Origin of the sequence: Paraburkholderia sp. BCC1885 (assembly GCF_900996235.1) — a bacterium.
Taxonomy (GTDB): Bacteria; Pseudomonadota; Gammaproteobacteria; order Burkholderiales; family Burkholderiaceae; genus Paraburkholderia.
This window is the reverse complement of sequence record NZ_CAAJGM010000219.1, coordinates 61,688-88,407: the sequence shown is the minus strand read 5'-3', so window position 1 is coordinate 88,407 and position 26,720 is coordinate 61,688. Positions and strand designations below refer to the sequence as shown.

The 26,720-nt window shown below is 64.4% G+C and carries 21 protein-coding genes; 12 read left to right on the top strand and 9 right to left on the bottom strand.

Annotated features, from left to right (window positions below):
* The first annotated feature begins 91 nt into the window (after positions 1 to 91).
* Entirely contained in the window at positions 92 to 643 is a 552-nt protein-coding gene (locus tag FQ755_RS25005; RefSeq protein WP_144157692.1) for a GNAT family N-acetyltransferase, read from the top strand.
* A gap of 52 nt (positions 644 to 695) precedes the next feature.
* On the opposite strand, the gene FQ755_RS25000 is transcribed toward FQ755_RS25005, so the two are convergent.
* Positions 696 to 1,091: an acyl-CoA thioesterase gene (locus tag FQ755_RS25000; protein ID WP_144157691.1), complete on the bottom strand. Its 396-nt coding sequence runs from the start codon at positions 1,089 to 1,091 to the stop codon at positions 696 to 698.
* A gap of 210 nt (positions 1,092 to 1,301) precedes the next feature.
* On the opposite strand from FQ755_RS25000, the gene FQ755_RS24995 reads away from it, so the two are divergent.
* Positions 1,302 to 3,191, top strand: coding sequence for an ABCB family ABC transporter ATP-binding protein/permease (locus FQ755_RS24995; RefSeq protein WP_144157690.1), 1,890 nt, complete (start codon positions 1,302 to 1,304; stop codon positions 3,189 to 3,191).
* Between the two features lie 12 nt (positions 3,192 to 3,203).
* Here FQ755_RS24995 and murU read toward each other — a convergent pair whose 3' ends face one another.
* Complete coding sequence (gene murU, locus FQ755_RS24990) at positions 3,204 to 3,926, bottom strand: N-acetylmuramate alpha-1-phosphate uridylyltransferase MurU (protein ID WP_144157689.1); 723 nt, start codon at positions 3,924 to 3,926, stop codon at positions 3,204 to 3,206.
* A gap of 11 nt (positions 3,927 to 3,937) precedes the next feature.
* Complete coding sequence (locus FQ755_RS24985; RefSeq protein WP_144157688.1) at positions 3,938 to 4,996, bottom strand: aminoglycoside phosphotransferase family protein; 1,059 nt, start codon at positions 4,994 to 4,996, stop codon at positions 3,938 to 3,940.
* Positions 4,997 to 5,223: 227 nt separating this feature from the next.
* Between FQ755_RS24985 and FQ755_RS24980 the strand changes: the two genes are divergently transcribed.
* The 4 genes from FQ755_RS24980 to rsmA are packed head-to-tail and all read left to right on the top strand — an operon-like array spanning position 5,224 to position 10,950.
* A complete protein-coding gene (locus FQ755_RS24980) occupies positions 5,224 to 7,590 on the top strand; it encodes an LPS-assembly protein LptD (RefSeq protein WP_144157687.1) in 2,367 nt (788 codons plus the stop codon).
* Between the two features lie 20 nt (positions 7,591 to 7,610).
* On the top strand, positions 7,611 to 9,050 hold the full coding sequence (locus FQ755_RS24975; protein ID WP_144157686.1) for a peptidylprolyl isomerase: 1,440 nt from the start codon (positions 7,611 to 7,613) through the stop codon (positions 9,048 to 9,050).
* Positions 9,051 to 9,055: 5 nt separating this feature from the next.
* A complete protein-coding gene (pdxA, locus tag FQ755_RS24970; protein ID WP_144157685.1) occupies positions 9,056 to 10,105 on the top strand; it encodes a 4-hydroxythreonine-4-phosphate dehydrogenase PdxA in 1,050 nt (349 codons plus the stop codon).
* Between the two features lie 32 nt (positions 10,106 to 10,137).
* Positions 10,138 to 10,950, top strand: a complete 813-nt coding sequence (gene rsmA, locus FQ755_RS24965) for a 16S rRNA (adenine(1518)-N(6)/adenine(1519)-N(6))-dimethyltransferase RsmA (RefSeq protein ID WP_144157684.1) — start codon at positions 10,138 to 10,140, stop codon at positions 10,948 to 10,950.
* A 112-nt stretch (positions 10,951 to 11,062) separates the two neighbouring features.
* Here rsmA and FQ755_RS24960 read toward each other — a convergent pair whose 3' ends face one another.
* Together FQ755_RS24960 and FQ755_RS24955 are read right to left on the bottom strand one after the other, a co-directional pair.
* Positions 11,063 to 14,062: an autotransporter outer membrane beta-barrel domain-containing protein gene (locus FQ755_RS24960; protein ID WP_186308653.1), complete on the bottom strand. Its 3,000-nt coding sequence runs from the start codon at positions 14,060 to 14,062 to the stop codon at positions 11,063 to 11,065.
* Positions 14,063 to 14,223: 161 nt separating this feature from the next.
* Positions 14,224 to 15,600, bottom strand: a complete 1,377-nt coding sequence (locus FQ755_RS24955; RefSeq protein ID WP_144157682.1) for an MFS transporter — start codon at positions 15,598 to 15,600, stop codon at positions 14,224 to 14,226.
* Positions 15,601 to 15,821: 221 nt separating this feature from the next.
* Between FQ755_RS24955 and FQ755_RS24950 the strand changes: the two genes are divergently transcribed.
* From FQ755_RS24950 to FQ755_RS24925, 6 genes are all read left to right on the top strand, one after another.
* Positions 15,822 to 16,787, top strand: coding sequence for a LysR family transcriptional regulator (locus FQ755_RS24950; RefSeq protein ID WP_260858852.1), 966 nt, complete (start codon positions 15,822 to 15,824; stop codon positions 16,785 to 16,787).
* A gap of 109 nt (positions 16,788 to 16,896) precedes the next feature.
* A complete protein-coding gene (locus FQ755_RS24945; protein WP_144157681.1) occupies positions 16,897 to 17,571 on the top strand; it encodes a TetR/AcrR family transcriptional regulator in 675 nt (224 codons plus the stop codon).
* Positions 17,572 to 17,666: 95 nt separating this feature from the next.
* Positions 17,667 to 19,493 carry an alkyl sulfatase dimerization domain-containing protein gene (locus FQ755_RS24940; RefSeq protein ID WP_144157680.1) on the top strand — a complete coding sequence of 609 codons (1,827 nt, stop codon included), beginning with the start codon at positions 17,667 to 17,669 and terminating at the stop codon, positions 19,491 to 19,493.
* A gap of 35 nt (positions 19,494 to 19,528) precedes the next feature.
* Complete coding sequence (locus FQ755_RS24935) at positions 19,529 to 21,193, top strand: long-chain-fatty-acid--CoA ligase (RefSeq protein WP_144157679.1); 1,665 nt, start codon at positions 19,529 to 19,531, stop codon at positions 21,191 to 21,193.
* Positions 21,194 to 21,316: 123 nt separating this feature from the next.
* Entirely contained in the window at positions 21,317 to 21,703 is a 387-nt protein-coding gene (gene gloA, locus FQ755_RS24930) for a lactoylglutathione lyase (RefSeq protein ID WP_144157678.1), read from the top strand.
* Between the two features lie 97 nt (positions 21,704 to 21,800).
* Positions 21,801 to 22,205 carry a nuclear transport factor 2 family protein gene (locus FQ755_RS24925; protein ID WP_144157677.1) on the top strand — a complete coding sequence of 135 codons (405 nt, stop codon included), beginning with the start codon at positions 21,801 to 21,803 and terminating at the stop codon, positions 22,203 to 22,205.
* A 57-nt stretch (positions 22,206 to 22,262) separates the two neighbouring features.
* Here the strand turns inward: FQ755_RS24925 and FQ755_RS24920 are convergent, their stop codons facing one another.
* The 4 genes from FQ755_RS24920 to glyS form a co-directional block, all read right to left on the bottom strand.
* On the bottom strand, positions 22,263 to 23,126 hold the full coding sequence (locus FQ755_RS24920; RefSeq protein WP_144157676.1) for a M48 family metallopeptidase: 864 nt from the start codon (positions 23,124 to 23,126) through the stop codon (positions 22,263 to 22,265).
* A gap of 74 nt (positions 23,127 to 23,200) precedes the next feature.
* Positions 23,201 to 23,959 carry a lysophospholipid acyltransferase family protein gene (locus tag FQ755_RS24915; RefSeq protein WP_144157675.1) on the bottom strand — a complete coding sequence of 253 codons (759 nt, stop codon included), beginning with the start codon at positions 23,957 to 23,959 and terminating at the stop codon, positions 23,201 to 23,203.
* A 41-nt stretch (positions 23,960 to 24,000) separates the two neighbouring features.
* Positions 24,001 to 24,561 carry a D-glycero-beta-D-manno-heptose 1,7-bisphosphate 7-phosphatase gene (gene gmhB, locus FQ755_RS24910; protein WP_144157674.1) on the bottom strand — a complete coding sequence of 187 codons (561 nt, stop codon included), beginning with the start codon at positions 24,559 to 24,561 and terminating at the stop codon, positions 24,001 to 24,003.
* A gap of 50 nt (positions 24,562 to 24,611) precedes the next feature.
* Positions 24,612 to 26,717: a glycine--tRNA ligase subunit beta gene (gene glyS / locus FQ755_RS24905; protein ID WP_144157673.1), complete on the bottom strand. Its 2,106-nt coding sequence runs from the start codon at positions 26,715 to 26,717 to the stop codon at positions 24,612 to 24,614.
* Positions 26,718 to 26,720 lie beyond the last annotated feature (3 nt).

Genomic DNA, 26,720 nt, shown 5'->3' with positions numbered 1-26,720 from the left:
GCGTGCATAAATCAGGTGTGGGGAGCCGAGCCGCTGCGCAGGCAGCCCTGTAGAATTGCCGCTCGCCTTTCCCTCTGTCACCAGGTGTCCGATGAGCGACTTCCCCACGCTCGAAACCGACCGGCTGCTGCTGCGCGAACTCGTCGATGACGATGCCCCCGCGCTGTTCGCGATCCACAGCGACGCGCCGGCGATGCGCTGGTATGGCGTCGATCCGATGCTCGACGTGCGGCAGGCGCAGAAGCTGATCGAGAGTTTCGCCGCCTGGCGGCGTATGCCGAACCCCGGCGTGCGCTGGGGCATCCAACGCCGCTCCGACGCCGCGCTGATCGGCTCGTGCGGCCTGTTCAAGTGGAATCGCGGCTGGCAGACCTGCACGCTCGGCTATGAACTGGCGCGTGCGGCGCGCGGCGCGGGCCTGATGGCGGAAGCCCTGTCGGCCGCGCTCGCATGGGGTTTCGCCGAAATGAAGCTGAACCGGATCGAAGCACAGATTCATCCGGACAACGCCGCGTCACTGAAACTGGCGCGCGGCCTTGGTTTCGTCGAGGAAGGACGCGCGCGCGAGGCCGGATATTGGCGAGGGGAGCGTCACGACCTGCTGCAGTTCGGCCTGCTGCGCAGCGATTGGGAGCGGGCGTAAGAGTGGCCCCCGAAGCCGTTGCGCGGCAACGCCGTCGCGAACACCGCCTGCTTTAGTCGACCATCGGCAGCGCGCGCGGACGGCGGTCGCTGTCCGTGGCGACATACGTCAGCGTGGCTTCCGTGACCTTCACCACTTCTTCCGCGAGGCTCATCCGCTGCGCGTACACGGTGACTTCGATGGTGACCGAGGTATTGCCGGTCTTGACGATATCCGCATAAAAGCTCAGCAGATCGCCGACGAACACCGGCTGCTTGAACACGAACGAGTTGACCGCGATGGTGGCGACGCGGCCGTTCGCGCGGCGGCTCGCGGGGATCGATCCGGCGATGTCGACCTGCGCCATGATCCAGCCGCCGAACACGTCGCCATGGACGTTGGCGTCCGACGGTTGCGGCACGACGCGCAGCGCACACGATTTTTGCGGGAGTTGAAGAGGTTCGGTCATCGGGGCACCCATGAAAACGGATTGGCTCGGCAAGCAGGCGGGTTCTTCACGACAACAGGGCGACGGCCAAGCGGCCAGCCCATGAAAAGCGGCGCCAGCCAGCTTCAGCGATAATAGAAAGATCAGGAATTGTACGGGAAAGCGCCCAGCCGGGTAGGGCGCCAATAACTCTGCCGTCGGCTTTTCCGCCCCCACTCCAAGTCGATCCCCATGCGCCGCTCTTCCGCCCCCTCCGAACCTTCGCCGATTTCGACCCAGCCGCGCAACGACTGGCAGACCATCGTCTCGCTGCTGCCGTATCTGGCCACTTATAAGGGACGGGTCGCGCTCGCGCTTACTTGCCTGATCGGGGCGAAGGTCGCCAATCTCGGCGTGCCGATCGTGATGAAGCACATCGTCGACGGTCTCGCCTCGGTGCGGCATCTGACGGCGCTCGGCCGCGCCGATCACGCGCCGGGCATCGTGCTGTTAGGCGGGGTCGGTTTGCTGGTGGTGGCGTATGCGGTGGTACGGCTGTCCACCTCGCTCTTCACCGAGCTGCGCGAAATTCTCTTCTCGAAGGTCACGCAAAGCGCGGTGCGTCAGCTTGCGCTCAAGGTGTTCCGTCATCTGCATGGGCTGTCGCTGCGCTTTCACCTGGAACGGCAGACGGGCGGCATGTCGCGCGATATCGAACGCGGCACGCGCGGCATTACGCAGCTCATTTCGTATTCGCTTTACAGCATTCTGCCGACGCTGGTCGAAGTGGGCCTCGTGCTCGGCTTCTTCGTCATCAAGTACGAGGCGTATTACGCGATTGTCACCTTCGTGGCGTTGGCCGTGTACATCATCTTTACCGTGAAACTGACGGAGTGGCGCACGCATTTTCGCCGCACAATGAACGATCTCGATTCGCGCGCCAACTCGCGTGCCATCGATTCGCTGCTCAACTACGAGACCGTCAAATATTTCGGCAACGAGGAATGGGAAGCGCAACGTTATGACGAGAACCTGAAGCGCTATCGGGCCGCGGCGATCAAATCGCAGAATTCGTTGTCCGTATTAAATTTCGGTCAGCAGGCGATCATAGGCACCGGGCTCGTATTTATCCTGTGGCGCGCAACCCAGGGCGTAATGGCGGGACGGCTCACGCTCGGCGATCTGGTGCTGATCAACACCTTCATGCTGCAGCTTTATATTCCGCTGAATTTTCTCGGCGTGGTGTATCGCGAGCTGAAGCAGAGTCTCACGGACATGGACCGCATGTTCTCGCTGCTCGGCGCGCCCCAGGAAGTGCCGGATGAGCCCGATGCCGAAGACCTCGCGGTGCGCGGTGCGCAGGTGCGCTTCGAGCACGTCAACTTTTCGTATGAGCCGGCGCGGCAGATCCTGCACGACGTGAGCTTTACGATTCCCGCCGGCACCACGACTGCCGTGGTCGGCCACAGCGGCTCCGGCAAATCGACGCTCGCGCGCCTGATGTTCCGCTTCTACGATCTGGAACGCGGCACGGGCGGCGCCATTACGATCGACGGCCAGGATATCCGCGACGTGACGCAGGATTCGCTGCGGGCATCGATCGGCATCGTGCCGCAGGATACGGTGCTGTTCAACGACTCGATCTATTACAACATCTCCTATGGGCGTCCCTCGGCAAGCCGCGACGAGGTGATCGCAGCGGCGCGCGCCGCGCACATTCACGATTTTATCGAGGGCTTGCCGAAGGGTTACGAAACGCCGGTCGGCGAGCGCGGGCTGAAGCTGTCGGGCGGTGAGAAACAACGTGTAGCGATTGCCCGCACGATTCTGAAGAATCCGCCGATTCTGTTGTTCGACGAAGCGACCTCCGCGCTCGACTCACGCTCCGAACGCGCGATCCAGCATGAACTCGATCAGATTGCCCGCGAGCGGACCACGCTGATCATCGCGCACCGGCTCTCGACGGTGGTGCACGCGCAGCAGATCATCGTGATGGACAAGGGCCGCATTGTCGAGCGCGGCACGCATGCGGAACTGGTGCGCGCCGGCGGCCTGTTTTCGCAGATGTGGGCGTTGCAGCAGCAACGGGCGGCGCAAGGCGAGGCGGCGGTGGAAGCCGTGGTGCACGAGGACGGCGGCTGAGCGGCGGTTACTTCACTTCGCCGCGTCGCGCCTTAACTGCTCATCCAGTGCCTGCAACTGCGCGGGCGTGCCGACGTTTTCCCACCGCCCGTCGTAGAGTTCGCCGCTCGCCAGCCCGCGCGCGATGGTTTCGCGGTAGCAAGGCGTGAGCGGGCACCGCGTTCCACGTGGCAATGCGCGAAACATCCGCGTGTCGTAAAGCGCGATGCTGCCGAAAGTGAGCCGCGGTTGTGCCTCGTTCGACACGACACCGTCTATCAGGCCAAAGTCGCCTTCCGGATGAAACGGCGGGTTGGGCACCAGCACCAGATGCATGCCCGGTTCCGGCAGCGCCGCCAGCCGCCCGGCATGCGCATGCAATGCCGCGTAAGCGAAATCGGCATATACGTCGCCGGCCACGCCCAGGAAAATTTCACTTTCAGCGCCGTCTTCCAGCAACGGCAAGGCCTGGGCAATTCCGCCGGCTGTTTCCAGCGCGTCATGTTCCGGCGAATAGCGCAACTGCACGCCCCAGCGCGAACCATCGCCGAGTGCCGCTTCGAACTGCTCGCCGAGCCACGCGTGATTGATCACGATGGTCCGGAAGCCGGCCTTCGCCAGCCGCTCGATCTGCCACACGATCAGCGGTTTGCCGCCGGCCGCGAGCAGCGGTTTCGGGGTGCGGTCGGTCAGCGGACGCATGCGTTCGCCGCGTCCGGCGGCGAAGATCATCGCTTTGGTGAGAGACGTCGTCATCTGTGAGGCGGTCAGAACGTGTAGCCGACTTCGTCGGCGCGGCCTTCCAGGTCGTCCAGCAACCTGGCGAACGGCCCGAGCGGCCGGTAACGCGCGGCGACCTTGCGCGCATAACCGATGAAGCGCGGCAAGTCCTTCATGTAATGCGGCTTGTGGTCCCGGTAGTGGATGCGGCAGAACAGGCCGAGCACCTTGATATGCCGTTGCAGGCCCATCCATTCGAGCTGCCGGTAGAACTCGCCAAAATCGGCATCCACCGGCACGCCGGCCTTTCTCGCGCGTTCCCAGTAGTACACGAAGCAGTCGAGCTCGAACTCCTCGTCCCAACTGACGAACGCATCGCGCAGCAGCGACGCCACGTCATACGTGACCGGTCCGTAGACGGCGTCCTGGAAGTCGAGCACGCCGGGGTTCGCCGGATTGGGCTCGGGCATCACCATCAGATTGCGCGGCATGAAATCGCGCAGCATGAAGACCTGCGGTTGCGCCTGGGCGCTCGCGATCAGCAGTGCAAAGGTACGATCGAGCACTCCACGGGTTTTCTCGTCCACCTCACGGCCCAGATGGCGGCCGATGAACCATTCCGGCAGCAGCTCCATTTCGCGGCGCAGGAAGGCTTCGTCGAAGGGCGGCAGCACGTCGGGCTGGGAGGCGAGCTGCCAGCGGATCAGCGCGTCGAGGGCGTCGCGCATCAGCGGGCGGGCGTTGTCCGGATTCAGCGCGGCCAGATACGAGGTAGTGCCGAGATCGGTGACGAGCATGAAGCCGGCGTCGAAATCCGCCTCCAGCACGCGCGGCACGTTGACGCCGGCCGCGCTCAGCAGCTTCGCAATCTGCACAAATTCGCGGCACTTTTCCGGCGGCGGGGCGTCGACGGCGATCAGCGTGGTGGCCGCGGCGTCTTCCGCTTCCTTACCCACGAGGCGGAAATAGCGCCGGAAACTGGCGTCGCTGGAGGCGGGCGCGAGCGTCGCAAGGTCGAGTGCATAACGGTTCGCGTGGCTGTCCAGCCAGGCGGCGAGCAGTTGCAGGCGGGTGTCGGGGGCGTGGGGAGCGGGGGGCAGCGTCATGTAAACCGGAAGGCAAATTCTTGGGGGCAACGTCTTGCCATATAATACCCCACGACTTTTTTGACGCGACTCACGCTGGCTTTCGCTCACCCCGCTTCACCGCCCGCCGCATCGTTCGACCGGTTGTAAATTTTCACTGATGGGTAGCCGACCATCACGGCCGGGCTGCGCAGGCGCAAAAGGGTGAGGACAGGAGCCGGCGGCTGGGCCGATTCGCCAAACGATACATGCCGCCAAGACAGCTTTCCCAAACGACCCCCTTTCGTGGCGGCGTACCCCGCAGAAGGCGGCTCGTCGCGGCGTTGATTGCCGTGCCGGGCCTGATGCCCGCGCTTTCGCACGCCCAGTTGTCGGGCGACGCCGCGCAGGCGCAGCCTCTCGACGCGCCGTGGGGCATGCGGCTCGCCCCGCAGCTTCAGGAGCACCCGCTGGCGCCGGGCCAGAGCGCGGCGACCTTCGTGCTTGGCGACAAGACCGACGGCACGTCGAATCAGGACCTGGCCGCCAAGGGTTCCGCCGAAGTGCGCCGTCCGACCTTCACGATCAAGGGCGACGCGCTGCATTACGATCAAGACACCGATATGGCCGACGCATACGGCAAGGTGTCGGTGATCAACAACGGCGCGACCTTCCAGGGGCCCGAAGCGCACATGCAGGTGGATTCGAGCGAAGGCTATATGACGTCGCCGAAGTATCACTTCAACGTGACGGGCGGCTCGGGTAGCGCGGAGCGGGTCGACATGCTCGACAACGAGCGCTCGGTCTTCTCGCAAGGCACCTACACGGCGTGCCAGTGCGAGAGCCATCCCTCGTGGTACATCCGCGGCAGCGAATTCGATTTCGACACCGGCGCCGACGAAGGCGTCGCGCACAACGGCGTGCTGTTCTTCGAGGGCGTGCCGATCTTCGGTTCGCCGTGGCTGTCGTTTCCGCTTTCCGGCGCACGGCGCAGCGGCTTCCTGCCGCCGACGTTTTCGATCGGTTCGACCAACGGCATCGAAATCAACCTGCCGTATTACTTCAATATCGCGCCGAACCGCGATTTGCTGTTGACGCCGAACTACATTTCGAAGCGCGGTCTGGAGTTGAACGAGTCGTTCCGCTATCTCTCGACCAATTATTCCGGCCAGATCAGCGGCACGTTCCTGCCGAACGACGAGATCACCAAGACCAACCGTTACGCGCTGTTCATCCAGCACAACCAGAATTTCGGTAACGGCTTTGGCGGCTACGTTTATTACAACAAGGTCTCGGACAACACCTTCCCGGAAGACCTGGGCTCGGTGTCCAGCCAGATTCTCAACGGCACCCAGCTGCTTTACCAGCAGGAAGCCGGGCTGACGTACAACAACGGCCCGTGGTCGGTGCTGGCGCGCGAACAGAACTGGCAGACGCTTTACCCCTCGGTTGCGCCTTACGGGCGTGAACCCGAACTGAATGTGCAGTACAACCGCTACAACGTGGGCGGTTTCGACTTCGGCGCGACCGGTGACTTCTCGCGCTTTCGCATCACCACTGCGGACTCGACCGAAGGCGATCGCATCACCTTCGATCCCTACGTTTCGTATTCGGTGGTCGGCCCGGGTTACTTCGTCACGCCGAAGGTGCAGTGGCACTTCGCGTCGTATGACCTGAGCAACATCGGCACGGGCTCGTTGCCGGGGCAGCCGAAGAACTTCACGGAGTCGGTGCCGACCTTCTCGTTCGATACGGGGCTGATTTTCGAGCGCTCGGTGCGGCTGTTCGGGCAGGATTACATCCAGACCCTCGAGCCGCGCCTGTATTACGTGTACACGCCGTATCGCAACCAGTCGTTTGCGCCGCTGTTCGACACCGCGGACGCCGACTTCGGCCTCGCGGAAATCTTCACCCCGAACACTTTCGTCGGCGACGACCGGGTGGCCGACGCCAACCGCCTGACCGCGGCGATCACCACGCGCTTCATCAACCCGGCTACGGGCGACGAGCGCGCGCGCTTCGTGCTCGCGCAGCAGTATTACTTCCAGGATCAGCGGGTCACGCTGCTGCCGACGCAAACCCCGGCGCAGGCCACCCATTCGGACCTGATCGCCGGGGCGTCGGTGAAGCTCGGAGCCGGTTTCGCTTCGGAAACCGCGCTCCAATATAATGCCGACAACAACCGGCTGACGCAGAGCAGTATCGGCTTCGGTTTCAGCCCGGCAACGGGCAAGGTGCTGAATCTCGCCTACGTCTATACGCGTGCCGATACGACGCTGGACAACACCCCGGTCAACCAGCTCACTATTTCGGGACAGTGGCCGCTGACGCACCACGTGTATAGTGTGGCGCGCCTGAACTACGATCTGCAGGGGCACCGGATCATCGACAGCCTGATCGGCCTGCAATACGACGCGGACTGCTGGGTGCTGGGTCTGGGCGTGCAGCGTTACGCGGACGGGATCAACCAACTCGGTCTTCCGACCCAGGGCACGCGGTTCCTCGCGCAAATCACGTTCAAGGGCTTGTCGAGCATCGACAATGGCTTGATCCAGGCGTTCCGCAGCGGCGTGCCCGGCTATACGCCGTTGCCGCCGCCGCCGGCGCCGCAGGCCCGTTTTACCAATTACGACTGACCGTTATCCGATCACCTAAAATGTGTAAAGACGGGCGGGGCGCGCCCGACATCATTGGAGTATCTGTGGGAATCATGAAAAAGCTTCGCTTGGCATCGCTTGCGGCCGGTCTCGCCGCTGCGGCCTCTTTCCTGTCGGTCGCGCCGGTGCAGGCGCAGGATCTTCCGAACTCCGCGGCGCAGCAGGCCCAGGCGGCGGCCAACGGTCAGACGGTCGATACGATCGCCGCCGTGGTGAACGACGGCGTGATCACGCAGCGCGAGCTGGATGAACGGGTCGGCCTGATCTCGCATCGTCTTCAGCAGCAGAATGCGCCGGTTCCGCCGAGCGACCAGCTGCGCCAGCAGGTGCTGAACCAGATGGTGCTGGAACGCGTCCAGCTGCAGCGCGCCAAGGAAGACGGCATCACCGTCGACGATTCGGCCGTGCAGAAGACGCTCGAGCGCCTCGCCGCGGCGAACAATCTGCCGCTCGACGTCTACCGCTCGAAGATCGAGGCTCAGGGCGTGCCCTGGAGCACCTTCACGCGCGACGCCCGCACGGAACTGACCTTGTCGCGTCTGCGCGAAAAGGAAGTGGACAGCAAGGTGACGGTGTCGGACGCTGAAGTGGCCAATTACATCGCTAGTCAGCGCGGACCGAACGCCGGCCTGACGAGCGACCTGCACCTCGAACACATCCTGATCAAGGTGCCGGACAACGCCGCGCAAAGCGACATCGTCGCGGCCGAGCAGAAGGCTCAGGCCATCCTGAAGCAGGCAACGGGCGGCGACACGAAGTTCGAGAAGCTCGCCAAGTCCGATTCGCAGGCGGCCGATGCCTCGAAGGGCGGCGACATGGGCTTCCAGTCCACCTCGCAACTGCCGCCGGAGTTCGTCAAGGCGGCCACCACGCTGCGTCCGGGGCAAGTCAACCCGGATCTGATCCGCACCGCGAGCGGCTTCGAGATCATGCGTCTCGTCGAGCGTCGCGCGGGTCAGGGCGCGGCCAGTTCCGACTCCACCCACCTCACGCAGACCCACGTGCGCCACATCCTGCTGCGCGTCGGCGACGGTATGTCGGAGCCGGCGGCCCGTCAGAAGCTGCTCGACATCAAGCAGCAAATTGCGGCCGGCGGCGACTTCGCCAAGTTTGCCCGCACCTATTCGCAGGACGGTTCGGCCTCGCAAGGCGGCGATCTCGGCTGGGTCAGCCCGGGCGAAACCGTGCCGGAATTCGAGCGCGCCATGAACGCCTTGCAGGACGGCCAGATCAGCGAGCCGGTGCGCAGCGAATACGGCTACCACCTGATCCAGGTGTTGGGCCGCCGCGACGCGGAAGGCTCGGTCGCGCAGCAGATGGATCTGGCGCGTCAGGCCATCGGCCAGCGCAAGGCGGAACAGGCCTACGCAGACTGGCTGCGCGAACTGCGCGATACGGCTTACGTCGACGTCAAGGTCGGCAAGCCGAGCCTGCAGTAAGCATCATGACGAGCGCTGCCCAACCGTCCCATGCCCCGCTGCAGATTGCGATCACGACCGGCGAACCTGCCGGCGTCGGTCCCGAACTGACCGCGCAGGCGCTGGCGGGGGCGGCCGCTCATTGGCCCGGCGCGCAGTTCGTCGTGCTGGGCGACAGCGACCTGCTCGCGGCGCGTGCTCAGGCGGTCGGCGTGGATTGGGCGGCGCTGTTGGGAGCCGCTCGCGGGGTTAGCGGCAGCATCGGCAGCGGTGCTGGGAACGAGCGGATCCGTGTGCAGCATGTGCCGCTTGGGGTGCCGTCGCAGGCGGGCAAGCTCGACGCGGCCAACGGTCGCTACGTGCTGAATCTGCTGGATAGGGCCATCGACGGCGCCGTGGCCGGCCAGTTCGACGCCGTCGTCACCGCGCCGCTGCAAAAGAGCACCATCAACGATGCCGGCGTGCCGTTCACCGGCCACACGGAGTATCTCGCCGAACGCACCCACACGCCGCACGTGGTGATGATGCTGGCCGGCACCGGCCCGCGGCCGCTGCGCGTCGCGCTGGCCACCACCCACCTGCCTTTGAAAGACGTGGCGGCGGCGCTGACGATCGACGGTATCGTCGGGACGCTGCGCATCATCGACCACGACCTGCGCCACCATTTCGGCTTGCCGGCGCCGCGCATCCTCGTGACCGGCCTGAACCCGCATGCGGGCGAAAACGGCTATCTGGGACACGAGGAAATCGATGTAATCGCGCCCGCCCTGAAGCAGGTGAACAGCGAGGGCATCGACGCCCGCGGCCCGTATCCGGCCGACACGCTGTTCCAGCCGCGTTATCTGAACGAAGCGGACTGCGTGCTCGCCATGTTCCACGATCAGGGCCTGCCGGTCCTGAAATACGCGACCTTCGGCGAAGGCATCAACGTTACGCTCGGCTTGCCGATCATCCGCACTTCCGTCGATCACGGCACGGCGCTCGATCTCGCCGGCACCGGCCGCGCGGACGCGGGCAGCCTGATGGCCGCGATCGACACCGCCGTCTCGATGGCGCGCCACCGTCGCGCCGCCTGATTTTTCCGTTCCTTTTTTTGTAGCGTCTTTCGATGTCCACCAGCAGACAGCACCAGGGCCATTTCGCGCGCAAGCGTTTCGGACAGAATTTTCTGGTCGATATGGGCGTGATCGATTCGATCGTCGACGTGATTCGTCCGCAACGCGGCGAACGCATGGTCGAGATCGGGCCGGGGCTCGGCGCGCTCACCGAGCCGCTGATCGAGCGCCTCGCCACGCCGGAGTCGCCGCTGCACGCGGTCGAACTGGACCGCGATCTGATCGTGCGTCTGCAGAAGAAATTCGGCGCTCTGCTGGAACTGCATTCGGGCGACGCGCTCGATTTCGATTTTGGCTCGCTGGCGCTGCCGGACGCCAAACCAACCCTGCGGATCGTCGGCAATCTGCCGTACAACATTTCGAGCCCGCTGCTGTTCCATCTGACGTCGTTCGCGCATTGCGTGATCGACCAGCACTTCATGCTGCAGAACGAAGTCGTGGAGCGGATGATCGCGGAGCCGGGCAGCAAGGCGTTCAGCCGCCTCTCCGTGATGCTGCAGTACCGCTACGTGATCGACAAGCAGCTCGACGTGCCGCCCGAGGCCTTCCAGCCGCCGCCCAAGGTCGATTCGGCGATCGTGCGGATGATTCCATTCGCACCGCACGAGTTGCCCAAGGTCGACGAGCGGGTGCTCGGCGAAGTTGTGACCGCGGCGTTCTCGCAGCGTCGCAAGATGTTGCGCAACACGCTGGCGGCGTTTCGCGACAAGGTGGATTTCGAGGCGCTCGGCTTCGATCTGCAACGCCGCGCCGAGGACGTGCCGGTGGCCGAATATGTGCGGGTGGCGCAGATCCTGGCGGGTTGAGCGCGACGTTGTGAGTCTTACCAGATAGCTGACGAAAGCGACAATCGCCGGCTGACGCGCGTGGCCCATACCGCGTACCACCACCGCCGTCGTCGCCGCCTCACCCTCAGCTTCACCAGCTCCAGCGCGCGCCGACGTTCCCCTCGACCACGCTGCGATGCGCCCCGTTCACATTGGTCGTATAGCCTGCCGAGGCATAGACGCTGCCGCGCGTGCTGAGGTGGGCGGCAATGCCGAGGCCGAACTCGGCGGCGGTTGCCGGGACGGAGGTCGGCAGCGTGGTGCTGCCGGCGAAGGTGATTTCGTCGGTGCCGTTGAAGTAGCGCCACAGATTGGCGCGCAGGTACGGTTCCCACACCGCGCCGGCGGCTTGGAACTTGCCGTCGAGCCGCAAGCCGAGGCGGCCGATCAGCCCGTTGGCGGAATGAAACGACACGCTTGAAATGCCGTCGTTGAGGTCGTCGATCGAGGTGTGCTGCCAGATCAACTGGGCTTGCGGCTCGAGGCTCAGGTGAGCCGGCAGCGGAATCGGCAGCCCGGCTTCGACAGAGCCGGCCTCCGTATAGCCATGCGTCGAGGCGCCGATGTTCTCGTAGGACATCGGGCTGATGGTCAGCGAACTGCCCATGACGACTGCGTCGGTGTACCAGCCGCCGGGGCCGATGTGGGTCCAGTAGCCGCCGGCGCTGTAGGCGTTGATAGAAAGGCGTCCCGCCGCGTAGTTCGGAAAGCCGAGGGCGAGGCCGCTCACGTCGCCTTGCGCGCGGGCAAAGCCCAGGATCAGGCCATAGTGATCGCGCTGGCCGCCCGGCGTCGCGCTGGCGTAGAGGTCCTGGCCGATCTGCATACCGCCGATCGTGCCGCTGAATTCCGGATTGACCGCGCCGCCATTGCTGAGCGTCGCGTGTTCGCCCCAGATGCGGGTCCACGAGGCCGGCAGCGCGCCGGTTTCGGTCAGCAGCGACTGTGCGCCCTCGCGATCGTGGAAGGTGCCGATCTGTTCGATGCCGAGTTCGCGGGTCAGTTCGGGGACTTCGGCATAGACCGGGGCTTCCATGCGGTAGAGCGGCGTCGGCGCCGATCCTGCCGGAGGCGGGGCGGGCATCGGCGGCGTGCCGCCGGCGGCTAGCGGGCCGGAGGGGGATGGCGCAGGAGTGGGCGTTGGAGTTGGTGTCGGAGCCGGCGTTGGAGTTGGAGTTGGAGTTGGCGTAGGCGTAGGCGTAGGCGTCGCCGCCAGACTCGAACGCAGATACCAGTTGTCCCCGGTCCCGGCGCTGACGCCGCCCTTGAACAGGTAGTACGTGTAGGCGCCGGCCAACAAAGGCTTCGGCAAGGTGAAGGCGCCTGCGGTGGTGGTTGCGCCATTGGTCGTCTGCACCACCAGGATTCCGTCTGCGACCGTCGCCGCGCCGACGCCGCCTACGTTCGTAATCCCCAGGGTCGTCGTTCCGGAACCGGTGCCTTGCACGATCACCAGTTTGTCGCTCGGCGACCCGTCGCCATTGAGCACGCTTTGCAACAGCAGCCTGCCGTTGAGCCCCACGTAGTTGCCGTTCACCACCAGCGCATCCGTGGTGCTGGTGCCGCCGTTGGTGAGGTCGATCGTGCCGGCATTGCTGAGCGTCACGAGCTGGCCGCTCACCGCCGGCGTGATGGCGGGGTCACCCAGACCACCGGCGAACAGCGTGCTGGTGGAATCGAGCGAGAGCGTGCCTGTCAGCGTGCCGCTGTTGCCGAGCGTCAGACCGTTGTTGTCGAGCGTGAGCTGACTGCCGCTGGTCGCATTGATGGTCGACCAGTTGGTGAAGCGGCTCAGTCCGCTTGCCTGGGTGTCGTCGAAGTTGAGCACGCTCGAAACGTTGCCGCCCGCCAGCAGCGGCACGCCGCCCAGATTGGCGTCGGTCAGGCCGGTGAGCGTGGCCGTGTCGTGGCCCGTGCCGAGGCGGATAAAGCCGGTGATCGTGCCGGCGCTCCAGTTGAGCGTGTCGTTGCCTGTGTCGGTAAAAATCGCGCGGCCGTTGCCGCCCGTAATGGTGCCGGTGTTGTTGATGGTCATGTCGATCGAGCCGGTTGCCGCAATCACCTCCGTCGTCGCGGATTCGAGCGTGCCGGTATTGTTGATGGTGGCGCCCGCGCCGGCAAACGAGAGCGTGACAAACTGCGCCGAGATCGTGCCGGCGTTGTTGAAGGTGCCGCCGCCATTCGCATCGAGGCCGTTGGCTGCCTTGCTGACGATGCTCGCGCCGGCTTCGTTGTTGAACGTGACGCTTCCCGCGATGAAGGCGCCGAGGCTGCCCGCACCGCTCACGGTGATGGAGCCTTTGTTGGTGATGAGGCCGGGCGCACTATCGTTCGAGACGATGCCGTCCGAGTCCACGCCCGAGGCGCTGATCGTGCCCGCGTTCGTGAGGATGTTGTTACCCGGGCCGCCGACTGTGCCGCCGTTGGCATACATGCCGGGCGCGCCGTCGCCCGTCGTCGTGATCGTGCCGTTGTTAAGGAGCGTGTCGTTGTTGGTGAGCGTCGCCATGCCGGCCGCGCCCTGGCCAGCCGTCGAAAGATGTCCGTTGTTGGTCAGGGAGCCGCCGCCGGCGCTCGACTGATCGGCCATCGCGTAGGCATTCGTGCCGCTGGTTTGAATCGTGCCGGCGGTGTCGTTGAGCAGCGTGACAGTCGGCGCGCTGTTGAACATGCCCACCGACGCGTTGCCGGTCGTTACGATCGAGCCGCGATTGGTCAGCACGTCGTGGCCGGCGCCGCTGCCCTGGGCGGAAATGCCGTTGACGTTGTCCCCCGTGATGCTTAGTGATCCCAGGTTAGTCACCGTGCTGCCGTCATACACGAGGATGGCATTGTTGCCATTGATCGCGAGTTGGGCTCCCGCCAGCACGTTGACCGAGACGCCGGTGCTGCCGCTTGCGGCGATGACCGGTGTAGTCGAAGGATTCGGCGGGAGCGTGCTGCTGCACGTGACGGTTTGTCCGCTCACTGGCGTGGGATTGTCACAGGCGGCCAGCGCCGGCTGCGCGCGCAAAAGAATCAGGACTCCCAGGCTAGAGGAGAGCGCCTCGAATAAACGGCTGGGTGCCAACGGCACAAACGCGCGGCGCATAAGTCTCTCCATAAGGGGCCGGCGCTGCCGATGCCCGCAGGTTCGCTTACATGCAGTGCCGCCTCTATGGGCGTTGTGTGGTGAGAATGCCGCGCGTGGTGTGAGTCAGAATAGCTAACGTGTTGAGGGCGCGCAATGTCCAAATGTATAGAGCGCAGGCACTATTGCAGCGCCTCTAAACGACGGCGCGATTGTTGCGGATCCAGCAGCACGAAGCCGGCCAAACCGGCTGTCAGCAGTAAGGCGCCGGTGATCGCGAAGCCGGTTTCGTAGCCGTGCGCGCCGCTCGTCGCGCCGAGCAGCTTGCCCATTGCGAACGGCCCCACGAGACCCGCCGTGGTGGTGATCGAGTTAGTGATGGCGAGCAGTGCGGCGCGCTGGCCCGCAGGTACCACTTCCGCCACCAGCATCGGGCCGAACGTGAAGGTCTGGATGGCGAGCGCGCTGGCGAGTCCCATCAGCGTGACCTTGATGAACGGCGGCATGCCGGAAAACAGCGCGCAGTAGGCCAATCCGCTTACCACGCAGACGGCGCTGATAAGCGTGCCGCGTGCGCGCCGCGACGGTACACCGCGCTTGAGCAGCCGATGCGAGAAAAATGCCAGCGCGATGCCAAGCGGAATCTGCGCGGCCACTTGCGCCGCGAATAGCCAGCCGGCCTGGGTGGCGGCGAAGCCGAGACCGAGCCGGAAATACGCCGGCACCCAGGTAAAGCCGATGGCGATCACCGCATACCCGACGAAACATTGCAGCATCACGCCAATCACGGTGCGGTCGGCCAGCAGCGTCCGATAGCGCAGGCGCGGTTTCGTTCGGGGCGTGGCGGGTGTTTTGGTCCGTGGCGTCGCTTTTACGGTGGTGGAGAGGGCCGGTACCGCTTGCAACCGGTGACCGGTCTTGCCGACGCACAGCCACAGCACGGTCCACGCAGCGCCCACCATGCCGAGCGTGAGGAACGTGGCATGCCAATGCCAGCGTTCGGAGATCCAGGTGAGCAGCGGCCCCGCAACGATGACCCCGGCCGTTGCGCCTTGCTGAACAATCGTGGTGGGCAGGTTGCGTTCGCGATCGTCGAACCACGTGTAGACCACATGCAGCGCCAGCGGCGACGCCGGCCCTTCGCCCGCGCCTAGCACGATGCGGCACAGCAGCAGAACAGCGAAACTGCTCGGCCACGCGAGCGGCAACTGCGCGCAAGCCCAGACGAGAGCGAGCGCTGCCAGCAGCCATTTCATGCTGAGGCGGTCGGCGAACAGCCCGACCGCGATGCCCGACAGCGAAAACAGCACGAAGAACGCGCTGCCGACGAGGCCAAACTGAGCGTGCGTCAACTGCATGTCGTGCATCATCGGGATCGCGACGAGACCGAGCACGGCCTTGTCGGCGAAGTTGATCAGCATGAACAGAAACAGCGCAGTGACGATGACCCAGCGGCGAGCCCGCGCCCGCTCGAAATGCGCGGCGGCGACGGGTGGCGCGGCGGGTTCCTCAGGTGCGGCATGGGCCGATGCGAGCCGTGAGCTATTTGCCTCAAGCATTCAATACTCCTGAGGGTGTCTGGCATGAAGGCGCGCGATGGCCGTGCCATGCGCAATGCGGCGGGATGAGCAAGCTCTGTCTCCTGATTCTGTATGGTGCGGCCGATGCGGTCGCGATGCCGGCCGGATGGACACACGGCTGGCATCTGAAATATTTGCCCATTTGAGGTGGTATAAACGAATTATTCAAGTGCAATCTGCTTATCGGAACCTTGCAAAACATGCATGAGATCAATTCACGCCGGCTGACCCACCTGATTGCGCTTGCCGAAGAGGGCAGCTTCGCGCGCGCCGCCGAGCGCGTGCATCTGAGCCAGCCCGCGCTGAGCCGCAGCATTCAGGCGCTGGAAGAAGAATTGGGCATGAAGCTGTTCGACCGTGCCGCGCGCGGGGTGGCGATGACGGCGGCCGGCCGGCTGCTGGTCGAACGGGCGCGGCGCGTGCTGTTCGAGACGCGCTGTCTGTTTCGCGATGTCGAATTGCTCAAGGCACATGAACTGGGCGAGGTCCGTATCGGGCTCGGGCCTTATCCGGCGGTCGTGCTGTTGCCGGATTTGCTGGTGGAGTTTTCGCGGCGCTTTCCGAAGATCAAGGTCTCGATCGAACTCGGCGAAGGCGACGCGCTGCTGGGCAAATTGCGCGCTGAACAGATCGACTTTCTGGTGACCGACCGGCGCGTGCCGCCCGTGACGCCGGATGTCGCCATGCAGCGCCTGCCGCGCCATGATGGCGGCTGGTTCGTGCGGCCCGGACATCCGCTGCTGGCGCGCGGGGTCGTGCCGCTTGCCACCTTGCGCGAGTTTCCACTGGTGTCGGTGACGCTGCCCGCGTTTATGAAGGATGCTCTGCATCGTCTGCTGAAATACCGCGCTCACGAACAGATTCCGCTACAGGTCGAGTGCAACGATGTGGCGGTGCTGAAGGACGTGGTGGCGCAGACAGACGCGGTATTGTTCGCCACCGGCTCGGCGGTGCGGCGCGATCTCGAAACGCGGCGGCTCGCTCGCATCGCATTGAAGAATCCGCCGCGGCTGAGTCTCGAATTCGCGCTCGTCTATCTGGCGGAGCGCACGCTGTCGCCCGCGGCCAGCGCCGCACTGGAGCTCGCCGAGCAGATCATGGATGAGGCCAACCGCGCCGCGCAGCACGGCTTGCACGCCGACGTGCCGGTTCAGGACTTACCCTGAGTGCGGTTGACAAAGCCAGCCCGATCCACGACGATTCGGAATCCAGATTCCGGTTTAAGGCGGTTCAGTCGTCTGCCTTGCCTCTCCTTGACATGATGTCGAAAGCCGCATGACCAGCACGCCAGCGCGCAAGCGCGAATCCTTTGCCCTCGCGGCACCGCGTCAGACCCGCAGCCAGGTCGGTCTTGCGAAGATGCTGCAAGCCGGCCGCGAATTGATCGAGGCGAGCGGCAATCTCGACGATCTGTCCATCAACGATATCGTCGAACGCGCGGGCACTTCGATCGGCGCGTTCTACCGTCGTTTCGACAACAAGGACGCCTTCTTCGAAGTGGTCCAGGACCGGGTGATGGCCGAGGGCCTTGTGTACGTGCGCGAGATGCTCGAGCGCGACCCGGTGTGGCGGTCCAATGACGCCAGCGCGCTCGCCGACGCCATGGTGGCGTTCTACGTGCTGGTGTTCCGGCGCAATCGCGGGCTCTATCACGCGTCGCTGTTGCGCTCTTCGCAACTCAAGCCGAACTGGGATGCCGCCAAGGAGGCCAATCGCGAGGTGCTGGCATTGCTGGCGCCACGTCTTGTCGACGCGCTGCTTGCGGTGCGTGGCGCGTCCGCTTCACAGGCGGCGCTCGACTTCGAAGTGCGCGCGTCGGTGCAGATGATCAATGGCCTGCTGGTGAACAGCATCCTGAACGATCCGGGGCCGTTGTCGCTGGCGAGCCGGCGTTTGCGGCCGTGGCTGCAAACGGCGTTTCGCCGCAACCTCGGGCTGCCCGGCGGCTGATTTTTTTGTGTAAAAAACGGAACCAGAATTCCGTTTCCGATTTATGAGAGACGGCCATCCGCAGATATGGCCAGCTTTATCCGAGGAGATATCGAATGACCCGTTGTTGCCCCGCGACTCTTCGCAATCCCGCTTTCGACGCGCCTCACGTGGGCGAGCCGCTCGACGTCGCCTTCGATGCCGGCGTCAATCTCGCCTACGCCGTTGCCGCGCCGACCGTGCCGCCACGGCTTACCGAACATTCGCGCCGCATGGCGCAGCGCATTTACCGCGTCGCCGAGCGCGTGTATTGCGCGGTGGGTTATGCGATTGCCAACATCATCTTCGTGGTGGGCGACGACGGCATCGTGGTGGTGGATGCGACCGAAGCGGTGTCGGCGGCAAAGCGGATCTACGAAGACTTTTGCGCCATCGATCCGCTCCATGCCGAATTGCCGGTGAAGGCGGTGGTCTATACGCACAACCACACGGATCACACCGGCGGCGTACGCGCTTTCGTCGACGAGGCCGCGCTCGAAGCGGGGCGCATCGAGATCATCGCGCATCGCACGTTGATGGATACGGTCATCAACAACGCCAATCTGGTCGCGCCGATTCTCGCCACCCGCTCCGCCTACAGCTTCGGCACGTTGTTGCAGCCGGGCCCGACGGGTAAGGTCAACGCGGGCATCGGGCCGGTGCTGATCGCCGAGCCGGCGAGCTTTTTTGCGCCCACCCGTGTGTTCGACGACGCGCTCGATATCGAACTGGCCGGCGTGCGCTTCCAGTTTCGCTACGCGCCATCCGAGGCGGACGACGAGATCGTGATGTGGCTGCCGGATCTCGGCGTGCTGCTGTCGGCGGAAGTGATCCAGGGCGAGTGCCTCGCCAACGTCCACACGCTGCGCGGCACGCGTTATCGCGATCCGGTGCGCTGGTATCAGACCATCGACATGATGCGCGGCTTCAATGCCACCCACATGGTGCCGGCGCATGGCCGGCCAGTGTCAGGCGCGGCGGCGGTGGCGGACGTGCTGACGGTGTATCGCGATGCCATCCAGTTCATTCACGACCAGACCATCCGTCACATGAACTTCGGCATGACGCCGGACGAACTCGCGGAGGCGATTCCCGCCTTGCCGCCGCATCTCGCGCAACACGCGTGGCTCGGCGAATACTACGGCACGGTCAAGCACTCGGTGCGGCAGGTGTATTCTGGACAGCTCGGCTGGTTCGACGGCGATCCGGCCTCGCTCGATCCGTTGCCGCGTACCGAGCGCGCGCGCCGCACGGTGGCGATGATGGGCGGCACGCAGACGGTGCGCGCCGCCGCCCGCGTGGCGTTGGGCGACGCCGACTGGCGCTGGGCCGCGGAACTGTCGACGCTGCTGGTACGGCTCGACCTCGACGACACCGATGCCCGCAAGATCAAGGCGGAGGCGTTGCGCGAACTGGGCTATCGCACCGAGAACACCAACTGGCGCAACTGGTACCTCAGCGCGGCGCGCGAACTCGAACGCGCCTACGACGATCTGCCCTTTGCGGGCAGCGCGAGCCTGGCGTCCAGCGACGTCTTGCGCGCGCAGCCGTTGCGCAATGTGTTCCAGCGCTTTAGCGTGTGCATCGACCCGGCGCGTTGTGTCGATCTGCACGAAACATTAGTATTCCGTATTACGGACCGGGACGAAACTTACGCGCTCGAACTGCGCCGCGGCGTGTTGCAGGTTCATGAGGGCGCACCTGCGAGCGCGGATCACACGCTGCAACTGGCGCTCGATACGGCGACCTTGTACGGACTTCTGCGCGACGTCGCAGGACAGTTGCCCGCCAAACTCGAAAGCGGTGCGATCAAGCTGGAACGCGGGGCGTTTGAAAAGCTGAGGGTGTTCTTCGACAGCTTCGACCGGCCGATGCGGCGCATGCCAGCGCTCGCCAGCCGATAGACGCGGCCAACCCCGCACAAGGAGGAGATGAGGACATGGAAAAAATCTGGTTGAAGTCTTATCCGCCAGGTGTGCCGGCGGAAATCGACCCGACGCAGTTTGACTCGGTTGCGGATCTGCTTGAGCGTAGTTTCCGCGAGCATGCCGCGGCGCGTGCGTTTATCTGCATGGGCTGCGAGCTTACCTACGCGGAGCTGGACAATAAATCGCGCCATCTCGCCGCCTGGTTCCAGGCGCAAGGTCTCGCGCGCGGCGCGCGCATCGCCATCATGTTGCCGAACCTGCTGCAGTATCCGGTTGCAATGGCGGCGATCTTGCGGGCCGGGTATGTCGTCGTAAACGTGAATCCGCTTTATACGCCGCGTGAACTCGAGCATCAGCTAAACGATAGCGGCGCCGAGGCGATCGTCATACTCGACACCTTTGCCGCCACCTTGCACACCGTGCAGGCGCGCACGGCGGTGCGGCATGTCGTGATGACGTCCGTGGGCGAGATGATGGGCGCAAGCCTGTTTCTGCCCGACGACGCTATGTCCGCCGGCAGTGCATCGCATTCGCGCGTGAGTCTCGGGGACGCCATCGCGCGTGGCGCCGAATCGGGCTTCACGCCCGCGCGGATTTCCGCGAACGACGTGGCGGTGCTGCAATACACCGGCGGCACCACCGGCGTGTCGAAGGGCGCGACGCTATTGCATCGCAACCTCGTCGCCAACATCATTCAATCGGAACTGTGGCGCGAGCCGGTCTATCGCGATCGCACCGACATCGTCCAGTACATCACCGTCGTCGCATTGCCGCTTTATCACATTTTCGGATTGACGGTCTGCGCGCTGCTGTCGATGCGTTGCGGCGGCATGGGCATCCTGATTCCGAATCCGCGCGACCTTTCCGGCATGATCGAAGCGTTACGCGGTCACGCAATCAATTCGTTTCCAGGCGTGAACACGATGTATAACGCGCTGCTGAACGACCCGGCTTTCGCCACGCTCGATTTCTCGAAGCTCGTGCAGAGCACGGGTGGCGGAATGGCGGTGCAGCAGGCCGTCGCGCAGCGCTGGCAGGCGGTGACGGGCGTGCCGATTGTCGAAGGCTACGGGTTGTCGGAGACCTCGCCGTGCGCGACCACCAATCCGCCCACTGCGACCGCTTTTAACGGCACGGTCGGACTGCCGCTGCCGTCCACGGAAATATCGATCCGCGACGACGCCGGCCGCGAGCTGCCCGTCGGCGAGGCGGGCGAGATCTGCATTCGCGGGCCGCAGGTGATGGCCGGTTACTGGAATCGTCCCGACGAAACCGCGCGCGCCATGACCGCAGACGGCTTCTTCAAATCGGGCGATATCGGACTGGTGAACGAGGCCGGCTTCGTGAAGATCGTCGATCGGAAGAAGGACATGATCCTGGTGTCGGGCTTCAACGTCTATCCGAATGAAATCGAAGACGTGGTGGCAAAACATCCGGGCGTGTTCGAAGTCGTCGCGGTAGGCGTGCCGGACGAGCAGACGGGCGAAGCCGTCAAGCTGTTCGTCGTGAAGCGCGACCCGGCGCTCGCCGAAGCGGAACTGTTCGCTTTCTGCAAGGAACAGCTGACTAACTACAAGCGGCCCAAGGTCATCGAATTTCGTGCCGAGTTGCCGAAGACCAACGTCGGCAAGATATTGCGGCGCGTGTTGCGCGACGAGGCTGTCGCGAAGGCGTGACGGCGGCGATCTCTGCGACCATCGCGGTATCGGGCGGCTCATGCCAGGCTGCCCGAATGCCAGCAATGTCACGCGATTCCGGGTACATTTACGTCCTCGACATCAAGCAACGGGGAGTACACGATGCGCCTTCTACACACCATGCTCCGGGTGGGCAACCTGGACCGTTCCATCAAGTTCTACACCGAATTGCTCGGCATGAAAGTGCTACGCCGCAATGACTACCCGGAAGGCAAGTTCACGCTCGCGTTCGTCGGCTATGAGGATGAGAGCGAGGGCACCGTCATCGAGCTGACCCACAACTGGGACACCGAATCGTATGACCTGGGTAATGCTTTCGGCCACCTCGCGGTCGAAGTCGACGATGCTTACGCGGCTTGCGCCAAGATCAAGGAACAAGGCGGCACGGTCGTGCGCGAAGCGGGCCCGATGAAGCACGGCACCACGGTGATCGCATTCGTGACCGATCCGGACGGTTACAAGATCGAATTCATCCAGAAGAAGAAATAATCCGCGCGGGCGGCGCGCCGGCTCCTTGACGGCGCGTCCGTTGCCCGATGGTGCGGCAGGACGGGGCGCGGCAGGACGGCAATCACGGGCATCGACGATGAGCGACGCAAATCCCTATTTCGCGGAAATTCAGGCCGTCAACGCCGAGGTGCAAGCCTGGTACAACGGCACGGCGCCGGCGGGCGCGCTCGATCATCTGATGGCGCATTTTGCGGCGCAATTTTCGATGATCCTGCCGGACGGCGGAACCTTGGATTGGCCGATGCTGCGCGAGATTTTTTCCCAGTACGGCGGCGCGCGGCCGGACTTCAAAATCCAGATCACGGATAGCACGATCCTCACCCAATATCCGGGCGGTGCGGTCGTGACGTACATCGAACGGCAGTCGGACGGCGAGCACAACCGCAACGTGCGGCGCTCCACGGCGGTGCTGGAACTCGATGCGCACGGTACGGTGCGTTGGCGGCATTTGCAGGAGACGTTCTGCTCGGACCCGAAGTGAGCGACGCAACGCGTTTCCAGGCCCGCCTGAGCCGAGCACGCGCGCCGCGCTTCACTCTCACAAGGTAGGCAACAACTCCGGCGGATGATGCTTGAGCGTCTGGCGCGCTTCGCGGAATTCCGGAAAGATCGATTCGACCGTCTCCCAGAAACGCGGGCTGTGATTCATCTCACGCAGATGCGCGAGTTCATGCGCGACGACGTAATCGATAATCGACAGCGGGAAGTGAATCAGCCGCCAGTTGAGGCGGATCTTGCCGTCGCTCGAACAACTGCCCCATCGCGTCGCCGCTGACGACAGCGCGTAAGCGCGATAACTCACGCCCAGCTTTTCCGCGTAAATCACGAGGCGCTCGCCGAACACGCGCTTCGCTTCGCCTTGCAACCAGCCTTGCACGCGATCCTTGATCTGCTGTGGGTCAGCCTGTAGCGGCAATGGCAGCGCCAGCGCCGCCTGCTGTGCATCGAATGCGAGCGTGCCTTGCGGTGCGCCGAGCGTCACGCGCACGGGCTGGCCGAGATATGGCACCTGGGCGCCGTCCTTCCACTCGACACGCGGCAACGCACGTTGTTCGACGCGCGTTTGCCATTCGATCAGCTTGGTGAAAATCCAGCGCTGCTTTTCGCTGATAGCGGTTTCGATGTCCGCCAGCGTGACCCAACGTGGTGCGGTGATCATCAAACCACTGCTGTCGATCGCAAAGCCGATCGAGCGGCGCGACGAACGTTTGAGCTGGTAGTGCAGGGTCTGCGCGCCGAGTGTCAGGCTGCGCAGTTTCGAGCCGTCGGGCGCGCGTGGCGCATCCGGCTTCTGCGACGAAGACGGCGGGGACGGCGCAATGGCCGGCTCGGCGAAGAGCGGCAGATCGAGTTGCCGGCTATCGAGCGCCACAGCGGGCTGCGGCGTGGGAGACTTCTGCATCGGTTTCGGCTTCGCGCAATACGCGTCGACGCAATCCGCGCCGACTCAAATACGCCATCGTAGGCGTGGGCGCGTCAGATTCGGGCGGCGGCGGTCGTGCTATCCGCGGCACGGTACGCGGCAGGATCGATGCGACGCATTTCCGCTTCGATCCACGTTTCGACGCGCGTGTTCACTTCATCGGGTGTGAGCCCATTCGTGTCGATCGGCTTGCCGATCGACACTGTGACTATACCCGCATATTTGAGAAACGAGTTGCGAGGCCACACACGTCCCGCGTTGTGCGCAATCGGCACCACTGGCGCACCGGTCGCCACCGCGAAGCGCGCGCCGCCGGTTTTGTACTTGCCTTGTGTGCCGGTACGTGTGCGCGTGCCTTCCGGAAACATGATGACCCAGGCGCCTTCTTCCATGCGCGTCTTGCCTTGCCGGATCACGGACTCGAACGCGTACTTGCCGTCCTTGCGGTTGATGTTGACCATCTTCAGCAGACCAAGCGCCCAGCCGAAAAACGGCACGTACAGCAATTCGCGCTTGAACACGTAGCAGAGCGGGCGCGGCATCAAGGCGGGGAACGCCAGCGTCTCCCAGGCGGACTGATGCTTCGACAGCAACACGGCCGGCCCGTCAGGCAGATTCTCGTAGCCTTCGATGCGGTACTCGATGCCGTTAAGCCAGCGAACCACGGCGAGCGTGGAGCGGCACCAGCCGGCCGCCATCCAGTAGCGGCGCTCGGCACGCATGAACGGGAAGGCGAGGAAGCAGGCGATCGCATAGGGGACCGTGTAGACGACCAGGTAGATCAGCAGCAACAGCGAACGGAGAAAGCGCATCGGACGGGCAGGGTGAGGGTTAAGGACGCGCGCAGGTCACGTCAGACGTGTTCGGTGGAGAGGAAGTCGAGCGCGAAGGCGCGCAAGTCGTCGTGGACCTTGGTGCCTTCCGGCAGTCCGCCTGCGGCGAGCGTCTTGCGACCTTTGCCGGTCAGCACCAGATGGGTCGGAAAACCGAGCGCCGCGCCGGCCTGCAGGTCGCGCAGCGAATCGCCTACCACCGGTGTCAGGTCCGGGTCTGCTTCGAAGCGCTCGATGATCATCTTCAGCATGCCGGGTTTCGGCTTGCGGCACTCGCAGTGATCTTCCGCCGTATGCGGGCAGAAAAACACCGCGTCGATACGGCCGCCGACGGCCGCGACCATGCGATGCATCTTCAGATGCATCGCGTTGAGCGCGTTCATGTCGAACAGGCCCCGGCCGATACCCGACTGGTTCGTCGCAATCGCGACGCGATAGCCGGCCTGATTCAGCCGGGCAATCGCTTCGAGCGCGCCGGGCAGCGCGACCCATTCGTCCGGGGACTTGATAAACGCCTCGGAATCGACGTTGATCACGCCGTCGCGGTCGAGGACAACGACTTTTTTGGGAGGTGTCGGCATGGTTCGTCGGTTGTGTTGGGCGTCTGTTCGAGTCGCTGATTTTGGGTGATTTACGCGGCGAGCCTGGAGATGTCCGCGACGCAGTTCATCTGCTGATGCAGTGCGCCGAGCAAGGCCAGACGGTTCGCGCGCAACGCCGGATCTTCGGCGTTGACCATCACGTCGTTGAAGAAGGTGTCGACCGGTTCGCGCAGCGCGGCGAGCGCGGTCAGCGCGCCGGTGTAGTCGCGCGCGGCCAATTGCGACTGCACGCGCGGCGCCACCTGTTCAAGCTGGGCGTAGAGCGCTTTTTCCGCGGCTTCGATCAGCAGGCTGGGTTGTACGCCGCCCACCGCCGCGCCGTCCGACTTCTTCAGGATGTTCGAAATGCGCTTGTTCGCCGCCGCGAGCGAGGCCGCTTCGCTGAGTGACGAGAACTCGCGCACGGCATCGAGACGCGCCACGATGTCGTTCAGACGCGTGGGGTTGAGCGCCAGCACGGCGTCGATTTCACCGGCGGAATAGCCCCGCTCGCGCAGCAGGCCGCGCAGACGGTCCATGCAGAAATCGTAGATGGCCTGGGTCGAATCGGCGACGCCCGCTACGGCGGCAAATTGCGCGTATGCGCTGCGCAACAGCTCGACGAGATCGACCGGCAACTGCTTTTCGACGAGAATCCGCAGCACGCCGAGCGCGTGACGGCGCAGCGCGAACGGATCTTTTTCGCCCGTCGGTTGCAGACCGATGCCCCAGATGCCGACCAGCGTTTCGAGCTTGTCGGCCAGCGCGACGACGGTGCCGGTTGCGGTGGCCGGCAACGCATCGCCGGAGAAGCGCGGCTGATAGTGTTCCGTGCAGGCCAGCGCAACTTCTTCGGGCTCGCCGTCGTGACGCGCGTAGTACGTGCCCATGGTGCCTTGCAGCTCGGGGAATTCGCCGACCATGTCGGTGATCAGGTCGGCCTTGGCGAGCCGGGCGGCGCGTTTGGCGAGCGCGACATCCGCGCCCAGCAGCGCGGCAATTGCCCCCGCCAGGGCTTCGACGCGTTCGACGCGTTGCAGCGCCGAGCCGAGCTTGTTGTGATACACGACGTTGGCGAGCAGCGGCACGCGTTCGGCGAGCGGCTTCTTTTTATCCTGCTCGAAGAAGAACTTCGCGTCGGCGAGACGCGGACGCACCACACGCTCGTTACCCTCGACGATATCGCCCGGCGTCGCGGTTTCGATGTTCGAAACGATCAGGAAGCGCGAGCGCAGCTTGCCGGCGGCGTCGGTGAGTGCGAAATACTTCTGGTTCGTCTGCATGGTCAGGATCAGGCATTCCTGCGGCACTTGCAGGAACTCGTCCTCGAAACGGCAGGTGTACACCACCGGCCATTCGACCAGCGACGTCACTTCGTCGAGCAGCGCCTCGGGCATCACCACCTGGTCGCCCTCGGCCTGCGCGAGCAGTTGCGTGCGGATGGCTTCCTTGCGGTCCGCGAAGCTCGCCACCACACGGCCCTTGTGGCGCAGCGTTTCAGCGTAGCTGTCGGCGTGCTGGATCTGCACGAAGCCTTCGGAGAGGAAGCGATGGCCGAGCGTGGTGTCGTCAGCGTCGATGCCGAGCGCGCTGACCGGCACGATCTGTTCGCCGTGCAAGGCGGTCAGACGCTGCGCCGGACGCACGAACTGGATATTGGTGCCGTCCGGACGCTGGTACGTCATGACCTTCGGAATCGGCAGCTTCGCGACCTTCAGCGTTTCGTCGAGCGCGGCTTGCAGGCCTTCGGCGAGCGTCGCGCCGGGTGCGGCGTAGCGCAGAAAGAAGGCGTCGGTCTTGCCGTCGGAGGCGCGTTCGAGGTCGCTCACCTGGAAGTCAGGGAAGCCGAGCGCCGCGAGTTTCTTGGCGAGCGGCGCGGTGGGCTGGCCGTCTTTGTCCAGCGCGACGGAAACCGGCAGCACTTTTTCGCGCACGTGCTTTTCCGGCGCGACGTTGCGCACATTCTTGATGGTGACCGCGAGACGGCGCGGCGTGGCGTAGCGTTCGAACGACAGTTCGCCTTCGATCAGGTCGCGCGCCGCGAGGTGCTGGGCGATACCTTCGGCGAACGCGTCGCCGAGACGCGCGAGCGCCTTGGGCGGCAATTCCTCGGTCAGCAGTTCGACGAGGAGGGTGGCGTGTTGGGGATGAGTCATCTG

Bases quoted from the DNA above. Each gene is read 5' to 3' on its own strand.
- FQ755_RS25005 (WP_144157692.1), top strand. From the start codon at position 92: ATGAGCGACTTCCCCACGCTCGAAACCGACCGGCTGCTGCTGCGCGAA.
- FQ755_RS25000 (WP_144157691.1), bottom strand. From the start codon at position 1,091: ATGACCGAACCTCTTCAACTCCCGCAAAAATCGTGTGCGCTGCGCGTC.
- FQ755_RS24995 (WP_144157690.1), top strand. From the start codon at position 1,302: ATGCGCCGCTCTTCCGCCCCCTCCGAACCTTCGCCGATTTCGACCCAG.
- murU (WP_144157689.1), bottom strand. From the start codon at position 3,926: ATGACGACGTCTCTCACCAAAGCGATGATCTTCGCCGCCGGACGCGGC.
- FQ755_RS24985 (WP_144157688.1), bottom strand. From the start codon at position 4,996: ATGACGCTGCCCCCCGCTCCCCACGCCCCCGACACCCGCCTGCAACTG.
- FQ755_RS24980 (WP_144157687.1), top strand. From the start codon at position 5,224: ATGCCGCCAAGACAGCTTTCCCAAACGACCCCCTTTCGTGGCGGCGTA.
- FQ755_RS24975 (WP_144157686.1), top strand. From the start codon at position 7,611: ATGTGTAAAGACGGGCGGGGCGCGCCCGACATCATTGGAGTATCTGTG.
- pdxA (WP_144157685.1), top strand. From the start codon at position 9,056: ATGACGAGCGCTGCCCAACCGTCCCATGCCCCGCTGCAGATTGCGATC.
- rsmA (WP_144157684.1), top strand. From the start codon at position 10,138: ATGTCCACCAGCAGACAGCACCAGGGCCATTTCGCGCGCAAGCGTTTC.
- FQ755_RS24960 (WP_186308653.1), bottom strand. From the start codon at position 14,062: ATGCGCCGCGCGTTTGTGCCGTTGGCACCCAGCCGTTTATTCGAGGCG.
- FQ755_RS24955 (WP_144157682.1), bottom strand. From the start codon at position 15,600: ATGCTTGAGGCAAATAGCTCACGGCTCGCATCGGCCCATGCCGCACCT.
- FQ755_RS24950 (WP_260858852.1), top strand. From the start codon at position 15,822: ATGCATGAGATCAATTCACGCCGGCTGACCCACCTGATTGCGCTTGCC.
- FQ755_RS24945 (WP_144157681.1), top strand. From the start codon at position 16,897: ATGACCAGCACGCCAGCGCGCAAGCGCGAATCCTTTGCCCTCGCGGCA.
- FQ755_RS24940 (WP_144157680.1), top strand. From the start codon at position 17,667: ATGACCCGTTGTTGCCCCGCGACTCTTCGCAATCCCGCTTTCGACGCG.
- FQ755_RS24935 (WP_144157679.1), top strand. From the start codon at position 19,529: ATGGAAAAAATCTGGTTGAAGTCTTATCCGCCAGGTGTGCCGGCGGAA.
- gloA (WP_144157678.1), top strand. From the start codon at position 21,317: ATGCGCCTTCTACACACCATGCTCCGGGTGGGCAACCTGGACCGTTCC.
- FQ755_RS24925 (WP_144157677.1), top strand. From the start codon at position 21,801: ATGAGCGACGCAAATCCCTATTTCGCGGAAATTCAGGCCGTCAACGCC.
- FQ755_RS24920 (WP_144157676.1), bottom strand. From the start codon at position 23,126: ATGCAGAAGTCTCCCACGCCGCAGCCCGCTGTGGCGCTCGATAGCCGG.
- FQ755_RS24915 (WP_144157675.1), bottom strand. From the start codon at position 23,959: ATGCGCTTTCTCCGTTCGCTGTTGCTGCTGATCTACCTGGTCGTCTAC.
- gmhB (WP_144157674.1), bottom strand. From the start codon at position 24,561: ATGCCGACACCTCCCAAAAAAGTCGTTGTCCTCGACCGCGACGGCGTG.
- glyS (WP_144157673.1), bottom strand. From the start codon at position 26,717: ATGACTCATCCCCAACACGCCACCCTCCTCGTCGAACTGCTGACCGAG.